We start from the raw sequence: 14,528 nt of genomic DNA, 5'->3' as shown, positions 1-14,528 counted from the left end.
CACAGATGAGACCCTGGAGCGAGCTACGCGAGTGAAGCGGCTCATCGGACGCCCCCAGGAAAGCACTCAGTCGGAACGGAGATCAACCCCTCGTTCTGAAAAAGGGCTATACTTTTTAATTTGTCACCTTGATGTCATTGACATAATAGTATTTCAACAACATGAAGTGAGTCCAATATAATTGGGCTCACTTATTTTCTAGAATTCCATTCTGCATATAAAATAAAGCAAATTGCAAATGCTACGGCAATGATAAAAAACCATTGCGGTACACCACCAAAGCTCATATGAACACCTCAAAGTAAAAATTTATAATAATAACGGATGTTTATCAAGAAAATATGGTCTTCTATGGTTTTTTTCTCCACAAAAGATCTAAAATAATATAAAATAAGCAGTAGACATTAGCTTCATGCTAGTAAAGAGAGGTAGAGATATTATGTTACATTTAAAATGGACAGATGCGCCAACACTTCGCACAGTCACGTGCAAGCATACAAATGCATCTAAATACTTAGTGTCCAATGTATTGACAGTTGGAAAAGATTACGAAGTTAAAAATGAAACGGAAGAGTTCATCTTTATTATCGATAATACAGGTAATATTGGCGGCTTCTATAAAGACTATTTTGAATAAGCTTCACAAAAGTAGGGTGGTTCAGGGGATTTCTGAGCCACCCTTTGTTCATGAGAAAAATAGCGTTAGTCCTTCTTAAAGCCCTTTAATTCAGCAACATCCTGTAGATGCTGTTTTTCTTGCTCCGTAGCTGTATGAAGGGCAAAGACATCCTGAATAGCCGTCTTGAGCTCTTGCTGGGTTTCTCTGAATTTTGATACTTGCTGTTCGAAAGAGGGGCTCGCAAAGCGATCGTGAGTGCGAGACAAACGTTCCTCTAGCTGTGCATAGTGTTGATCCATATTCATGGATAACATCATGGCTAGCTGATTTTTCCAAAGCGGTATTAGGGTAACAATTGAAAATTCTATTTTTTCTGCAAGTGTTTGGTTAGCTTGCTGAATCATGCGTATTTGGGGTGCAGTTTGCAGAGCAACTTGCTGTGAAACTTGTAAGTCATAAATGCGTTGATCTAGACGTTCAATTTGAGCGGCTAAATCATTAAGTTGTTGGACTGCAAGAGGTTGCTTCGCTGCCTGTACATTTTGCACCTTTGTTGGCAGTTCTGTCTCAATGGCTTGCTGCTTTTTCATTTGCCCTGCTGCAATGGCAGTGGCAAGCTCCTCAAAAAATCCTCTATTATGTGAGTAAAGATCATCAAGCATCTCTACATCCTTTATCAGCTGAATCTGTGCACGTTCTAGTTGCACACCAATACGTTCAACTTGGATACTGATTCGTTCAAACTCCGTTAATGTTTGCTTAATTGGACGCTCCGTTTTACTAAACATTTTTTTTAAGAAAGACTGCTTTTTTGGCTCTAATGCGTTAGGATCTACACGATCTAATGTTTGCATTAACGAATCTAGCATTTGTCCAATTTTGGTAACATCCTTCTGTTTCACCTGTGCAAGCATGCGATCAGCGAAGTGAGAAAGTGATCGTTGTGAATCTTGCCCTAAAGATAGTACAGATTCAAATTTTGCCAAATCGATTTGACTAGCATAAAGAAGTGCACGACTTTGTGCAAGAGGCGATAGCGTTTCATACGTCGCCATCGCCTCGTTATTTGATGTTTCTAAATAAGTATGTACAAGGGGGGAAAGCCCTTGTATCGTATTAAGTTGAAATGCATGATCATTTGCTGTCACTTATCATCGCCTCGCCACTCCAATTGTTCTCTTCTTCTATTATTGGAACGATTCGCGAATTCGATTTCCATTTGAAGGTGATCGATATCATTGGAAAGCGCATCCTTTAAATCAATCTGAATCGTATCATTTAAATCTGTCAATGTTTCCCTTGTTTTAGATAAAGTAATTTGAATTTCTGAATCCTTTACAGGCTGCTTCGATAGCATTGTGTATTTTTCTGTCAATTCTACAGCAGAAGGCAGATGTGCATAAAAAAATTGCTCTACATTATAAAATTTTCGGGGATCTGTCTTGACAATTTTTACAATATTTTTTGAAATACGCGTCATTTCAAGTAATTGCTTAAATGCTGCGACAGAGCGTACACGTAAGTAGTTTTGGCTCAATGTTTGAATCTGCTTATTTGCTGTTATAATTTGGGTTTCAATATGTTTATACTCTTCTTTTGTTATACCAGTTAATTGCATAACTTTCTTCTTCTGTCTATGTTTCAGCAACGCTGTACTCGTCGCGTAGGTTCCAGCAAAAAATAAACCACCAAGGAAGTATCCTGGATTTGCCACAATTGCTGAGATAGAAACAGTTGTTAGAGAAATAAAGAAGCTAGCGGTATGTCTAGTGAAAAACTGTTTGACACTAAGCATTGTTTCTTCCTCCTTGCTTTTCAATATGTCTATCTTCTTATACGAAATAATCGACATAAAGTTTCATTGAAAAATTAAACCTTACATAAATTTTACTGCTAATTGTTAAGTTTCTCAATGATAATACATTAAATACTGGCAATCTTTGGAGCCATATTAATAACTATCATAGATTAACGTTTTCCAATCGGATTGTGCTTATGTTTATTTTAATATGTATTTAATTTAGGTAAGCCTTTTTCTATGTTCCTATAACATCCGTTTTGATCGTTATAGGAAGGGAGGAGGCTCCGTTTTTAATGAAACCTCCTGAAGATGACAAAAAATGCCCCCAATTTGAAATAAGTACTGATGTCACTGTTATTAATGATACTTGTTAATGCTAAAGCTTAATAAATTTAATCATTTAATCCCTTACCATTAAGAATCTGCTGTGTATATTTTTCAATCCTTGATACTCTGGTTTTAGATTGTTTGGGTTGAGAAAAATATAGAATGTATGCTCTTTGCCGTCCAGGCGTTAATGCCTCAAAGGCAGTTTTCAAGGCGGGCTTTTCTTCGAATTTTTGTTGAAGTTCATCAGGAATACTCTCCGTATCCTTTTTTAACGCTACTTCTAAGCCTGCTTTTTCAACTGCAATTGCATCGGAGATATAGGCTTTTATGATTGCTTCCTTTTCAACTATTTCTTGAACATTCGTAAAGCGAATTTGGCGTGCTGCCTGAACATTTTCAGTTTGCTGAATGAGTATTCCGTGTGTATCCTGTAACAGTGCACCCTTGTGAAATAGAAGCGCACAATATTCTTTAAATCCATGAATTAACACTATGTTTTTATTAGCAAGCGTGTAACAAGGATGCATCCACTTAAATTCTTCAGTCAGCTCACAGTCAAGAACAATTTTTCTTAACGTTCTATATTCTTCTTGCCATTTTTTTGCCTTATTTAAAAATTCATCAACCTTAGGATTCATGCTATTCACTCAAGGAACACCTCTAATCAATTATTTTAATCTAAAGTCAAGAAGGACCAAATCAATTTCATTAATTGATTTATAATAAAACATGAGATAGTGTCATGTCTAGCATAGCAAAAAAATGTACTAGGGAGCTGCATTAAATTGGAAGCTAAAAAAAGATTGAAGAATTAAACCTCAATCTTAAGAAAAATTTGCCTTAAGTAGCATTTCATTTTGAGAGTATCATCAAACTTATTATTAACTAGCTTTTGACCTAATTAAACAATATCTGACTCCATTCGCACATATCCTTTCAAATCATCATAAAGCTCTAAAGTAAATGAATTAGAATCTGCTTGCGGGCTTACGCCTTTTTGAACAAATACAAGGAATTCCTCTATTGCTTTTTTAGTTCCTTCTACTTCAACTTCAATCTGTTCTTGGTCATTAAGCTTACAATATCCTTTTAATCCTAGTTCAATCGCTTTTTGTTTAATGAAAAAACGGTAGCCTGTACCATATACATCACCAAAAAATTTAATCAGCGCTCGCTTGTTCACGCTAAAACCTCCTACTAGTTAAGGAGGGGAAGGGTCCCCTCTAGTTAGTGCATTACACGTTCTTTTTCTAAATGAGCAATTAAGTTATTAATAAAGTAGAGTACCTTCTCAGATGCCTGATCAACTTCTTTTAAATGAACTTCGGCTTGTTGTATATGACCAGCCTTATGAGCCTCTGCTGCTAATTTTGCTGACTCATGGACACGTATATGATAGGCGTCTAGATCACGATAATCTTGTAAGTGTCCAAAACGTTCCACAGAGCGTGGAGACGTATACCACTTACCAAGTCGACAATCTTTATGAGAAGATACATCACTCGGTTGTACATTTTCAAGTCCGAGGAACATATTATAAATTCGCCATTTCCATAAAATATGATCTGCCTTTGATAATTGTAATAATGCTATAGATGATAGCTGAACATTATTATTGGCAACGATATCATTACGGAAGCGGTTAATTTCTTTTCCTAATAAGTGTATATCACTAGATGTATTATGACTATAGTCTCGAATATCATCCTGTAAATTAGATATTTCAATCATTCTTGCAGATACTTCGTCAATTGCAGCTGCCTGTTCCTGTGAGATAGCAGCCGTATTTGTGACATCCAGATTAATACCTTCAATGGCGCTTACAATAGCGTTCAATAATGGCAACGATTCTTTCGCCTCAACGGTTGCATCTTTAATAATTTCTGTTGTTTCTGTAATGGAGTTTGATACATCATTCGAATAGCTTTTTAAATGATGAACGTTCGTGGAAACCTCACTTAGTGCTGAGACAGTGCCCTCAGCAAGCTTTCGAACTTCCTGTGCGACTACAGCAAAGCCTTTACCATGTTCACCTGCGCGCGCTGCCTCAATAGAAGCATTTAGAGCAAGTAAATTTGTTTGATCAGCAATTTGGTTAATCAAAGTTACTACATGCTCAATATCATTTACTCGCTTTTGTAATTCTGAAAAAGACTCAACGATTGTAGTAAATGTTTCTTCAGTTTTGAAGATTTCAGATAATGCATGCTCAATAGCATTTTTCCCTTTTACAGCATGGTCTACAGATTCTGTTGTTTTTTCAGAAATATGGGAAGACATACGGGCAACCTCATTGATAGAAGCGGCAATTTCTTCTGTTGCAGCGGTAGAGGATTGGATTTCTTCATTTTGTTTATCTAAACTGAATACTAAATCTTTCATGTACATAATTTTAGCGTTAACATCCATTAAAGAAGATACTTCTGCGACTACATTTTCAATAATTCGTTCTGTTAGGACTTCAACGAGTAGCTCTTGATCAACATTGACAGCAGATTGGAAGGATTTCATGTATTCAAAAGCCTTATTCGGTTTCATACCAAAATTATGCAAAATATATGTAGTAATATAAAAGGCAAACTGATTGAAAACAACAATTAATTTACCAGGCTCGTACTGATTTTTTCGAAATAAATTGAAAAACTTAACTGTTTCATCTACATACTCATCATCACGTGTAGCTAAGAAAAATTGTGTCAAATATCGATTAATATTTCCTTCACTGATTGTTTGCTGAGAGGAAGGGGAGATTTCACTTAAATAATTGTTAAAAATTGCATTCATAGATGGAGTGATATCTTTTAATTTATTGTAAAGAGCCTTTAAATTTTCCTCATCGTGAGAATTGAAGTGGTTAAATGCTAGTGTTTGATGGAAACGGCCAGTTGCATTTAAATTGGTGCCACGCTTTAATAATTCTTCGAGTTCTGCCTTCGGTCGAATACTTGAAAACATAAAAAAAATACCTCCCAAAAAGTATGAATAATAAGGTAATAATAGCATATTTCAGGGTGTTTTAATAGACATTTCAGGTGTGTTTGCTAAAATGAGAATATCTTATGACAGCAGGGAATGGGCAAATATGTATACAATACTTTACATGAAAGCTGATTATGAGCCTTGGTGGAAATTTGAAGGCTGGGAAGCTTTTATTCAAACGAATGAAACATTTGCAACAGAAGAGCAATTTAAATTGGCATTGGCGCAAAAATTAGAGCACTTTCGATTAACATACGACAATGAGGCGACAAAAGAAGAGCGATATTGGGCTTTTTGGTCAGAGGATGAGAGCTTTTATTGTGAAGCATGTGATGATGATGCACAAGTCTATCATGGTATTATAGCTTTAAAATCAGAAGAATTGAAATAAAATTTAGAAATTAAATAAAAAAACAATTTTCTTTATTTGACAAAATTATGAATGATGGTTATACTTAGGTTAACAATTTAATTGCTTCACCGGAAACATGAATTCACATATTACAAAAAGTGATCGCGTTAGTTCGGTACTCTTTGTAATATGTGAATTTTTTTCATTCGCTGAAGAAATTACATATTGTTCACTTTTATTTTTTTGGAGGTTTTCTTAAATGAAACAAGGTACAGTAAAATGGTTTAACTCAGAAAAAGGTTTTGGATTCATCGAAGTTGAAGGTGAAAACGACGTATTCGTACACTTCTCAGCTATCCAAGGCGAAGGTTTCAAAACTCTTGACGAAGGTCAAAAAGTAGAGTTCGAAGTTGTAGATGGCAACCGCGGACCACAAGCTGCTAACGTAACTAAACTTTAATTCTCAGTAATTAAAATTACTTTCGTTAAACTTAAAGCATCCTATTTCAATAGGGTGCTTTTTTTTGCATATTTCAAAGATTAAAGGTTTATTTGTTTGACAATATGTTTATTATGTAAACTAAAAAACCTACTTATCTCAAAAAATAGAGTATAAGCAGGAGCAAAGTGCTTAATTATTGATAATACGATGTAATTCTTGAACAGGTACAAATAAACCCACACGACCATATGGCTCTTTTTTCATCGTAGCAAAGACAATTCCGATCACCTCACCATCACTATTTAACACAGGACTTCCACTGTTTCCTCGATATACAGGTGCCTTCATCATCATAACAGGCTCCTTCCAATCCTCTAATTGTATTGATTCAAGTAAAGTACCTTCATTAGCAATGCCCGTAAAGGCTAATGGATTGCCAATAAAATAGACATGCTCATTTCGACTATAGGTTGGATCTCTAGCAAGGGGAAGGGATGGCAGTTTATCACCAGTTACTTTCAATATTGCTAAATCAACATCAGGGTAACTTTGCACTAATTTTGCTTGCATGATGCCCTCCTCAGGAAAAATAACCGAAAGAGTAAGGGCGTCTTCTACAACGTGTGCATTGGTGATTATAAGACCATCTGGTGAAATGGAGAAACCAGTACCTTTACTAGAACCAGTAGATACCTCCACCACCGATTTTTTATAGGTTTTTATATCCTCTTGCGCGGATAGCCTAGTAGATACCTTCAAAAATTCAATAGCTGGGATGGAGTAAATTTGAAAGATCACAGCAAATGTATTAATAAATAACACAAGTGCCATACTCCAGACAACCCATTTGATAATCGGTTTTTGTTTTTTAGGCCTTTTACCTTGCTGGCGTTCCTCTTGTTCTTGTGTTAACGCCTTTTGCTGTTCAGCAAGGACTAGCTCAATCAATTCTTCTTCCGTTAGTTCTTCCTCAGTTGACCTATGTATATCATGCATTCATACTACCTCCTTACCCAAATTAAAAGGCGCCGCAGCAGGACGCCTTTGAAGTGGATCTTATTCGATTTTCTGTAAGGTCGATGTAATATTAAACGATTCCTCGTTATTCGTCACCATCGTATCCTCTATACGGATTAGTCCAATGCTTTTGGCAAAATATTTCGTAGTCGTTAGCGTATCTACAGTACGTGTTAGCTGAATAACATCACGATAGTCAGTAGTGCCAATCTTGATTGAAGCGGTCGTTGATTGGACTGCCCAGCCATTGAAGTGATGACCGACTGTTAAGGGCTTCTGTAAGATAGTTTCTATCACTGGTAAAGAAGCTACTTCTTGTGAGGTGAGTTGTTTGGGATTACCAACTACCACTTCCTTATAGACAAGCTCAATGGCCATATCTGTAATTCGATAAATCTTTAATAATGAGACACCACCGTTATCTTCTACCTGAGCAATATGCTGGGTATCGATGTAGGTTGTTTGGAGTGTGAAACTGGCAAATTCATTACCTTCTCCCTGAAAGTAAGCCATCGAACCATCTGGTGGGAAATAGGATGCAAGCATGACTCCTTCAGTAGTTTGTTGTTCAACTATAGGTGTTTTGTTAACCGACTCAGTATTGCTTATGTCACTACAGCCAACTAGTAATAGTGCAAGAGAAAGTATAAGTACCTGTTGTCTCATAGGCAAAACTCCTTCAGCTATTTACTTTTATTATACGTGAAGTTTAGCAGGCATACGAATGTTATGAGTACCAGCTTTCTAAAAAACTAATTTGTTTTTTTGATGTATCAACACGTATACGTAAACCAAGAGGCATGGCATGAAGGGGGTGCGTATGGCAGCAATCAACCTCCGCAATAATAGGAATATCGTTGCCATCCAGTACCTCTAGCAAGATATCATAAGGCTTTCTCCCAGTACCTAAATCATCAAATTGTTCATGTTTGCCTAAAATAATTGCAGCCGCTTTGTCAAAAATGCCATGTAATTTAAGCATGGTAAAGTTTTTCTCGACAACTGCAATGGTTTTGGATGTATCTTCAAGTAATAAAATATCTCCTTTTTTTACTTGTGGAAAAAAGGGGGTTCCAATAAAACCGTACATCGTATTGATATTTCCACCTATTAGACGTCCTTCAGCAACACCAGACTGGACTGTAATCCATGAATTGTGATGCTGTGTTTTTTCAGATGTTTTTTCTAACCAATTTAATCGGTCATCTGTCCAAATGGGTGGCATTGGCATAATGTAGGGAATGGATAGGGAGTGCATAAATATATCTTTAAAATATTGTTCCGTATATTGCACAAATGGTGGGAACTCACCAAAAGTTGAAGCAACAGAGGGACCATAAAAAACGGGGATTTCCGTCTTTGCATACATGCCAAGTAATATAGCGGTCACATCAGATAAACCAACAAGTATTTTTGGGTTTTGCTGGAATGCCTGATAATCTAAATAAGGCAACATGCTATTAGCATTTGTACCGCCCATTGTCGGTAAAATCATTTTGATTTGAGGATCATGTAGAAGGGCATTAAATTCTTGAGCTCGTTCTTTGGGTGTACCAGAGCGATAAAAATCATCTTTATCTGTTAAAGCACCCTCACGAATAATTAAGCCAAGTGATTCCAGACGCTTCTTTCCACGTTCATAGCGAGCTTTTGCAGTTACAGTAGCTGGTTTTGAAGGCGAGTATATGCCAATCATATCGCCTTTTTTTAAAGGGGAAAACATAAAATACCTCTTTCTTTTTGTTGTAAGTCAAATGTTATTATACATGATTTTACAATTTGATGTGCAACTACTTTTACATCATAGAATTTTTTCATATAATATTATTATGTAAACTAATTTAGAAACTTGTACAAGTGGGCAGAATTTAATATGATAGAATTGAAATGATCAAAAAGGGGGCGCTTAAATGTATCGACAAGTAGATGATTTTTTACAAGAGTGGGTAGCAGCATCACAAGGTACGATTCAAGTGTTAAAGTCTGTATCAGATGAGAAGCTAGGACAAAGCATCGTAGAAGGTCATAGTACATTAGGCTGGATAGGCTGGCATTTAGTTGGTGCAGCAGGTTATTTTAGTTATTTAGCAGGTTTAAAGGTGCCGATGATTCGACAAGAAGACCCGATTCCGTCTTCAGCTGCTGAGATTGCCGCAACTTATGAGAAAATTGCTAGTAGTGTACAAGAGGAAGTCGCGAAGCTATCGAATGAAGATTTGCTAGAAGAAGTGAATGGCTTTACTAAACCTATGCCTAGAGGTGCATTATTACGTGTATTAATCGATCATCAAACACATCACCGTGGACAGATGACTGTGCTGCTACGTCAAGCAGGTTTACCAGTGCCAGGTGTGATGGGACCAACAAAGGAAATGCAATAAATTATAAGGCAACAATCAGACATATTCTGATTGCTGCTTTTTTATTTGACACTTACCTACTAGTAAGTTAGTATATAGCCATGACAAATCGTAAATTACAAATTATCGAATTAGCCTTGAAAAAAATTCAAGAAAAAGGATTTTCAGCTTTTAGTTATGATGATCTAGCCAAAGAATTAGGTGTCACAAAAGCAAGTATTCATTACCATTTTGAAAAGAAAGGAGACTTAGGTATTGCTGTTTGCGAAAGGATACAAAATGGACTTGAGGGGGCGTACACAAATATTAAAGAAGCCACTATAGAGGCTGACGAAAAGCCTTTCGCATTTATTTTACAACGCGTCAAATTTCTAGAACAGGACGGTGTTTGCCCAATTTCTGCATTACAGGCTGACTATAATGATTTACCACTGCAAATGCAGGAAAAAATTCAACAGCTCAGTCAAATGGAAATCGATTGCTTTGTGGATTTACTGAAAGATGCAAAGCAAGAGGGCTCCTTGCAAACAACTGAGGATTTAGAGGCGCTGGCAATTCTGCTTATTGCAAGTACGAAGGGAGCACTACAATATAAGCGCGTATTAGGGGAAGGCTTCTTTACTAAAATGCTTGACCAATTAAAGGGACTTTTACAATAATTCATGAAAACAGTTGAAGGAGATTCATTCATGGTACGAAGAGTAGTGATAACGGGATATGGTGTTATATCACCATTAGGTAATTCAGTGTTAGATTTATGGACAAATATTACGGAAGGAAAATCAGGAATAAAAAAGATACAATCAGAGGCATTCTCTACTATTTCTACCCAAATTGCAGGGTATATCACTAATTTTGATGCGGCTAAGTATATGGATAAAAAAGAAATTAGTAAATATGATGTCTTTGTTCAATATGCACTAGCTGCTACCCAGCAAGCTTTGGAGCAAGCAAACTTAGATATGGATAATATTGATAAAACTCGTTTAGGCGTTTATATAGGCTCAGGTATTGGTGGTATTGATACCATTTTAGCAAATCATCAAAACATGTTGGATAATGGTCCACGTAAGGTTTCCCCCTTTATGGTACCAATGATGATTAGCAATATGGCTGCAGGTATTGTAGCAATTAAAACAGGCTTTAAAGGTCCAAGCTTTTCACCGGTTTCAGCCTGTGCAACAGGGAATCAAGCAATTGGAGAGGCATTCTTAAATATTAGACATGGTTATGCAGACGGGATTCTGGCAGGAGGAGCAGAGGCGCCAATTAATCCACTTAGTTTTGCTGGGTTCTCTCGTATGAAAGCAATGTCAACAAGGAATGATGAGCCAGCAAAGGCAAGTCGTCCATTTGACAGCCAACGTGATGGCTTTGTGATGTCAGAAGGAGCAGGTGTAGTATTTCTTGAAGAGTATGAACATGCGAAAAAAAGAGGCGCAACAATTCTCGGTGAAATTGTAGGCTATGGCGTAACAACAGATGCATATCATATAACGTCTCCTGATTTTACAGGGGCAGCAAATGCGATGAATCTAGCCTTAAAAATGGCTAATATTGATTTGTCAGCTGTGGATTATATTAATGCGCATGGTACTAGTACACCAGAGGGAGATAAATCGGAAACAAGGGCAATAAAAAGCGTTTTTGGTGAACATGCCTATCATTTAAAGGTGAGCTCTACAAAATCAATGACAGGACATCTCTTTGGAGCAGCTGGTGGTTTAGAAGCCATCATTACGTTAAAAAGTATAATGGATAGTATTGTACCGCCAACAATCAATTCTGAATCACCTGATTCAGAATGTGATTTAAATTATGTGCCAAACAAGGCGATACATCAACCAGTCAATATTGCCTTGTCCAATGGCTTCGGCTTTGGCGGCCATAATGCCGTATTGGCTTTTAAAAAGTTTGAGGAATAGTTTAGTAAATTTTTCGGAATGCTTGTATATTATAAAGATGGTATGAAATGGGATTTTCATATCATCTTTTTATGTGTAATTTATCAATAAGTTTTTCTTATGAATCTATAGTGAAAATTCATATTTATGCTTATGTTCATTGTGTGTTAAATTTAGGTGTAGAAGGAGAGATGGATGATGAGAATTTTTGATGCGCATTTTCATATTATTGATTTTGATTTTCCGATAATCGAAAACCAAGGATACACACCACCAAGCTATATTGTTGAAGATTACCAAAATGAAACTGCCGATTTCAACGTCTTGGGTGGGGCGATTGTATCAGGATCGTTTCAAGGATTTGACCAGGAATACTTATTGAAAGCATTGAAACAAATGGGACCAGCTTTTTGTGGTGTTACTCAATTGCCTTTTACTGTGACTGATGATGAAATTATTTATTTACATAACAATGGGGTACGAGCATTACGGTTTAATATTAAACGGGGAGGTTCAGAAGATCTATCAAAGCTAAATACCTTTGCAAGAAGAGTTTATGATTTAGTTGGCTGGCATAGTGAACTTTATATGGATGCAAAAGAGTTACCAGAGATTGCATCGACTATTGAAAAGTTACCGGCTATTTCCATTGATCATTTAGGTTTATCTGAAGAAGGGCTACCACATTTATTAAGATTAGTTGAAAAAGGGATACATGTAAAAGCGACTGGCTTTGGTCGTGTGGAACTGGATGTTAAGAATGCCTTAAAATCGATTTATGAAGTAAATCCAGATGCACTTATGTTTGGAACAGATTTACCGTCTACCAGAGCAAAGCGACCTTTTGAACATGCAGATATTGAATTGATTCAACAGCTTTTTGATGAACAGGCTGCTGATAAGATCCTCTATAAGAATGCGATTCAATGGTATTTTAAATAAACAATAAAATCCTCTACCAAAGCTTTCGGTAGAGGATTTTATTTGGAATTAGCTTAAACCTTGGCTATCTTTCCACTCTAAGAATTCATCATATGTTAATTGCTTATCTAAAATTGAGCCGTCTTCACGGATTTCGATGACACGATTCGCAATTGTTTGGATAAATTGATGGTCATGAGATGTGAAGAGCATCGCACCTTTGAAGCGCATAAGTCCTTCATTTAGTGCCTGAATAGATTCAAGGTCAAGGTGGTTTGTTGGTTCATCTAATAAAATAACGTTTGCTGTAGCAAGCATCATTTTCGATAGCATACAACGTACTTTTTCTCCCCCTGATAGAACAGAAGGGGATTTCTTTACTTCCTCACCAGAGAATAGCATACGACCTAGGAAGCCACGTAGGAAGCTTTCTGTTTCGTCGTCTGGAGAATATTGACGAAGCCATTCAACTAATGTTTTTTCTGAGCCTTCAAAATATTTATCGTGATCATTTTCAAAGTAGCTTTGAGAAGTTGTCACGCCCCATTTGAATGATCCTGCATCCGCTTCTTTTTCTTCCGTTAAGATGTCAAGAAGAGCTGTTTTTGCCATCGGGCTACCAAGTAAAACAATTTTATCGTCTTTATTCATAGAGAAGCGAATGTCTTTAAATAAAGTTTCACCTTCATTGCTTGCTGTAAGACCTTCCACTGTCAACACATCATTACCGATCTCACGTCCAGTTTGGAAGTTGATGAATGGATATTTTCGGCTAGAAGGTTTAATGTCGTCAAGCTCGATTTTATCCAACATTTTCTTACGAGAAGTCGCTTGGCTTGATTTCGAAGCGTTCGCAGAGAAACGAGCAACGAATGCTTGTAGCTCTTTAATCTTTTCTTCTTTCTTCTTATTTTGGTCTGCCATCATTTTTTGTGCTAATTGGCTAGACTCATACCAGAAGTCATAGTTCCCAACATATAATTGGATTTTAGAGAAGTCTAAATCCGCGATATGCGTACACACTTTATTTAAGAAGTGACGGTCATGGGATACGACAATAACCGTATTTTCAAAATTAATTAAGAATTCTTCTAACCATTGGATTGCTTTTAAGTCAAGGTGGTTGGTAGGCTCATCTAGTAATAGAACGTCTGGTTTACCAAATAGAGCTTGTGCTAATAATACTTTGACTTTGTCAGAACCTTCAAGGTCAGCCATTAGCATATAGTGAAGCTCGTCGCCAATCCCTAATCCGTTTAATAATGTTGCTGCTTCTGAGTCAGCTTCCCAACCATTTAGGTCAGCGAATTCACCCTCTAATTCAGCAGCACGCATGCCATCCTCATCAGAAAAGTCTTCTTTTGCGTAGATAGCGTCTTTTTCAGCTTTTACTTCCCAAAGACGTTTGTTCCCCATAACAACTGTATCTAATACATTGAATTCATCATATTCAAAGTGGTTTTGTTTAAGGACAGATAAACGTTCGTCCTTACCCATTGATACATGACCTTCCTGTGCTTCAATTTCACCAGAAAGAATTTTTAAAAATGTTGATTTACCGGCACCATTTGCCCCGATTAAACCGTAGCAATTCCCCGGTGTGAATTTTATATTTACGTCTTCAAATAGTTTACGATCGCCATAGCGAAGACCTACATTACTTACTTGAATCATGCAAGTTCCTCCTTTTTTCACAATGGCTCTAGTATAGCATGAAATATGTTCCATAGTCTATAAACATTATTAAATCAAGGTTTAGCATCATTATAAAAGGCATATTAGCCACAATAAATACCCCAGCTT

Annotated in this window: 17 protein-coding genes; 8 read left to right on the top strand and 9 right to left on the bottom strand. The window is 36.7% G+C overall.

The window, feature by feature from the left end:
* A partial coding sequence (locus ACQKIM_RS20965) for a hypothetical protein (protein ID WP_427547760.1) occupies positions 1 to 181 on the top strand: 181 nt, incomplete at its 5' end.
* Between the two features lie 258 nt (positions 182 to 439).
* A complete protein-coding gene (locus tag ACQKIM_RS20960; RefSeq protein WP_427547758.1) occupies positions 440 to 637 on the top strand; it encodes a DUF6501 family protein in 198 nt (65 codons plus the stop codon).
* A 65-nt stretch (positions 638 to 702) separates the two neighbouring features.
* Here the strand turns inward: ACQKIM_RS20960 and ACQKIM_RS20955 are convergent, their stop codons facing one another.
* The 5 genes from ACQKIM_RS20955 to ACQKIM_RS20935 all read right to left on the bottom strand — a co-directional run bounded on the left by ACQKIM_RS20955 (position 703) and on the right by ACQKIM_RS20935 (position 5,705).
* Positions 703 to 1,767, bottom strand: a complete 1,065-nt coding sequence (locus tag ACQKIM_RS20955; RefSeq protein WP_427547756.1) for a toxic anion resistance protein — start codon at positions 1,765 to 1,767, stop codon at positions 703 to 705.
* The gene (locus ACQKIM_RS20950) at positions 1,764 to 2,414 is read right to left on the bottom strand and encodes a 5-bromo-4-chloroindolyl phosphate hydrolysis family protein (RefSeq protein WP_427547754.1); all 651 of its coding nucleotides are present in this window, start codon (positions 2,412 to 2,414) and stop codon (positions 1,764 to 1,766) included. The genes ACQKIM_RS20955 and ACQKIM_RS20950 overlap by 4 nt, the downstream gene beginning before the upstream one ends.
* Before the next feature lie 398 nt (positions 2,415 to 2,812).
* Entirely contained in the window at positions 2,813 to 3,388 is a 576-nt protein-coding gene (locus ACQKIM_RS20945) for a YdeI/OmpD-associated family protein (RefSeq protein ID WP_427547762.1), read from the bottom strand.
* Between the two features lie 263 nt (positions 3,389 to 3,651).
* The gene (locus ACQKIM_RS20940; RefSeq protein WP_427547753.1) at positions 3,652 to 3,933 is read right to left on the bottom strand and encodes an acylphosphatase; all 282 of its coding nucleotides are present in this window, start codon (positions 3,931 to 3,933) and stop codon (positions 3,652 to 3,654) included.
* A 44-nt stretch (positions 3,934 to 3,977) separates the two neighbouring features.
* Positions 3,978 to 5,705, bottom strand: a complete 1,728-nt coding sequence (locus ACQKIM_RS20935) for a methyl-accepting chemotaxis protein (RefSeq protein ID WP_427547751.1) — start codon at positions 5,703 to 5,705, stop codon at positions 3,978 to 3,980.
* A gap of 91 nt (positions 5,706 to 5,796) precedes the next feature.
* Between ACQKIM_RS20935 and ACQKIM_RS20930 the strand changes: the two genes are divergently transcribed.
* Positions 5,797 to 6,120: a DUF1033 family protein gene (locus ACQKIM_RS20930; RefSeq protein ID WP_427547749.1), complete on the top strand. Its 324-nt coding sequence runs from the start codon at positions 5,797 to 5,799 to the stop codon at positions 6,118 to 6,120.
* A 220-nt stretch (positions 6,121 to 6,340) separates the two neighbouring features.
* A complete protein-coding gene (locus tag ACQKIM_RS20925; RefSeq protein ID WP_004230088.1) occupies positions 6,341 to 6,541 on the top strand; it encodes a cold-shock protein in 201 nt (66 codons plus the stop codon).
* A 171-nt stretch (positions 6,542 to 6,712) separates the two neighbouring features.
* Here the strand turns inward: ACQKIM_RS20925 and ACQKIM_RS20920 are convergent, their stop codons facing one another.
* The 3 genes from ACQKIM_RS20920 to ACQKIM_RS20910 form a co-directional block, all read right to left on the bottom strand.
* Positions 6,713 to 7,519, bottom strand: a complete 807-nt coding sequence (locus ACQKIM_RS20920; protein ID WP_427547747.1) for a S1C family serine protease — start codon at positions 7,517 to 7,519, stop codon at positions 6,713 to 6,715.
* A gap of 60 nt (positions 7,520 to 7,579) precedes the next feature.
* Positions 7,580 to 8,206, bottom strand: coding sequence for a hypothetical protein (locus ACQKIM_RS20915; RefSeq protein WP_427547745.1), 627 nt, complete (start codon positions 8,204 to 8,206; stop codon positions 7,580 to 7,582).
* 61 nt (positions 8,207 to 8,267) lie between these two features.
* On the bottom strand, positions 8,268 to 9,263 hold the full coding sequence (locus tag ACQKIM_RS20910; RefSeq protein ID WP_427547743.1) for a S66 family peptidase: 996 nt from the start codon (positions 9,261 to 9,263) through the stop codon (positions 8,268 to 8,270).
* A gap of 187 nt (positions 9,264 to 9,450) precedes the next feature.
* On the opposite strand from ACQKIM_RS20910, the gene ACQKIM_RS20905 reads away from it, so the two are divergent.
* The 4 genes from ACQKIM_RS20905 (at position 9,451) to ACQKIM_RS20890 (ending at position 12,746) form a co-directional block, all read left to right on the top strand.
* On the top strand, positions 9,451 to 9,921 hold the full coding sequence (locus ACQKIM_RS20905) for a DinB family protein (protein ID WP_427547741.1): 471 nt from the start codon (positions 9,451 to 9,453) through the stop codon (positions 9,919 to 9,921).
* Positions 9,922 to 10,001: 80 nt separating this feature from the next.
* Positions 10,002 to 10,559, top strand: coding sequence for a TetR/AcrR family transcriptional regulator (locus tag ACQKIM_RS20900; RefSeq protein WP_427547739.1), 558 nt, complete (start codon positions 10,002 to 10,004; stop codon positions 10,557 to 10,559).
* Between the two features lie 30 nt (positions 10,560 to 10,589).
* Positions 10,590 to 11,825, top strand: coding sequence for a beta-ketoacyl-ACP synthase II (fabF, locus tag ACQKIM_RS20895; RefSeq protein WP_427547737.1), 1,236 nt, complete (start codon positions 10,590 to 10,592; stop codon positions 11,823 to 11,825).
* Between the two features lie 177 nt (positions 11,826 to 12,002).
* Positions 12,003 to 12,746 carry an amidohydrolase family protein gene (locus tag ACQKIM_RS20890; RefSeq protein WP_427547736.1) on the top strand — a complete coding sequence of 248 codons (744 nt, stop codon included), beginning with the start codon at positions 12,003 to 12,005 and terminating at the stop codon, positions 12,744 to 12,746.
* A gap of 48 nt (positions 12,747 to 12,794) precedes the next feature.
* Here ACQKIM_RS20890 and ACQKIM_RS20885 read toward each other — a convergent pair whose 3' ends face one another.
* Positions 12,795 to 14,399, bottom strand: coding sequence for an ABC-F family ATP-binding cassette domain-containing protein (locus ACQKIM_RS20885; RefSeq protein WP_427547734.1), 1,605 nt, complete (start codon positions 14,397 to 14,399; stop codon positions 12,795 to 12,797).
* Between the last annotated feature and the right edge of the window lie 129 nt (positions 14,400 to 14,528).

Source organism: Lysinibacillus sp. NPDC047702 (genome assembly GCF_050272555.1).
Classification (GTDB): domain Bacteria; phylum Bacillota; class Bacilli; order Bacillales_A; family Planococcaceae; genus Lysinibacillus.
Note: the sequence above shows the minus strand (reverse complement) of the source record. Positions and strands in the feature narration are given on the sequence as shown.

Coding starts and splice junctions, on each gene's coding strand:
- ACQKIM_RS20900 (WP_427547739.1), top strand. CDS start 10,002: ATGACAAATCGTAAATTACAAATTATCGAATTAGCCTTGAAAAAAATT.
- ACQKIM_RS20960 (WP_427547758.1), top strand. CDS start 440: ATGTTACATTTAAAATGGACAGATGCGCCAACACTTCGCACAGTCACG.
- ACQKIM_RS20915 (WP_427547745.1), bottom strand. CDS start 8,206: ATGAGACAACAGGTACTTATACTTTCTCTTGCACTATTACTAGTTGGC.
- ACQKIM_RS20925 (WP_004230088.1), top strand. CDS start 6,341: ATGAAACAAGGTACAGTAAAATGGTTTAACTCAGAAAAAGGTTTTGGA.
- ACQKIM_RS20945 (WP_427547762.1), bottom strand. CDS start 3,388: ATGAATCCTAAGGTTGATGAATTTTTAAATAAGGCAAAAAAATGGCAA.
- ACQKIM_RS20930 (WP_427547749.1), top strand. CDS start 5,797: ATGAGAATATCTTATGACAGCAGGGAATGGGCAAATATGTATACAATA.
- ACQKIM_RS20935 (WP_427547751.1), bottom strand. CDS start 5,705: ATGTTTTCAAGTATTCGACCGAAGGCAGAACTCGAAGAATTATTAAAG.
- ACQKIM_RS20890 (WP_427547736.1), top strand. CDS start 12,003: ATGAGAATTTTTGATGCGCATTTTCATATTATTGATTTTGATTTTCCG.
- ACQKIM_RS20905 (WP_427547741.1), top strand. CDS start 9,451: ATGTATCGACAAGTAGATGATTTTTTACAAGAGTGGGTAGCAGCATCA.
- ACQKIM_RS20885 (WP_427547734.1), bottom strand. CDS start 14,399: ATGATTCAAGTAAGTAATGTAGGTCTTCGCTATGGCGATCGTAAACTA.
- fabF (WP_427547737.1), top strand. CDS start 10,590: ATGGTACGAAGAGTAGTGATAACGGGATATGGTGTTATATCACCATTA.
- ACQKIM_RS20950 (WP_427547754.1), bottom strand. CDS start 2,414: ATGCTTAGTGTCAAACAGTTTTTCACTAGACATACCGCTAGCTTCTTT.
- ACQKIM_RS20920 (WP_427547747.1), bottom strand. CDS start 7,519: ATGCATGATATACATAGGTCAACTGAGGAAGAACTAACGGAAGAAGAA.
- ACQKIM_RS20910 (WP_427547743.1), bottom strand. CDS start 9,263: ATGTTTTCCCCTTTAAAAAAAGGCGATATGATTGGCATATACTCGCCT.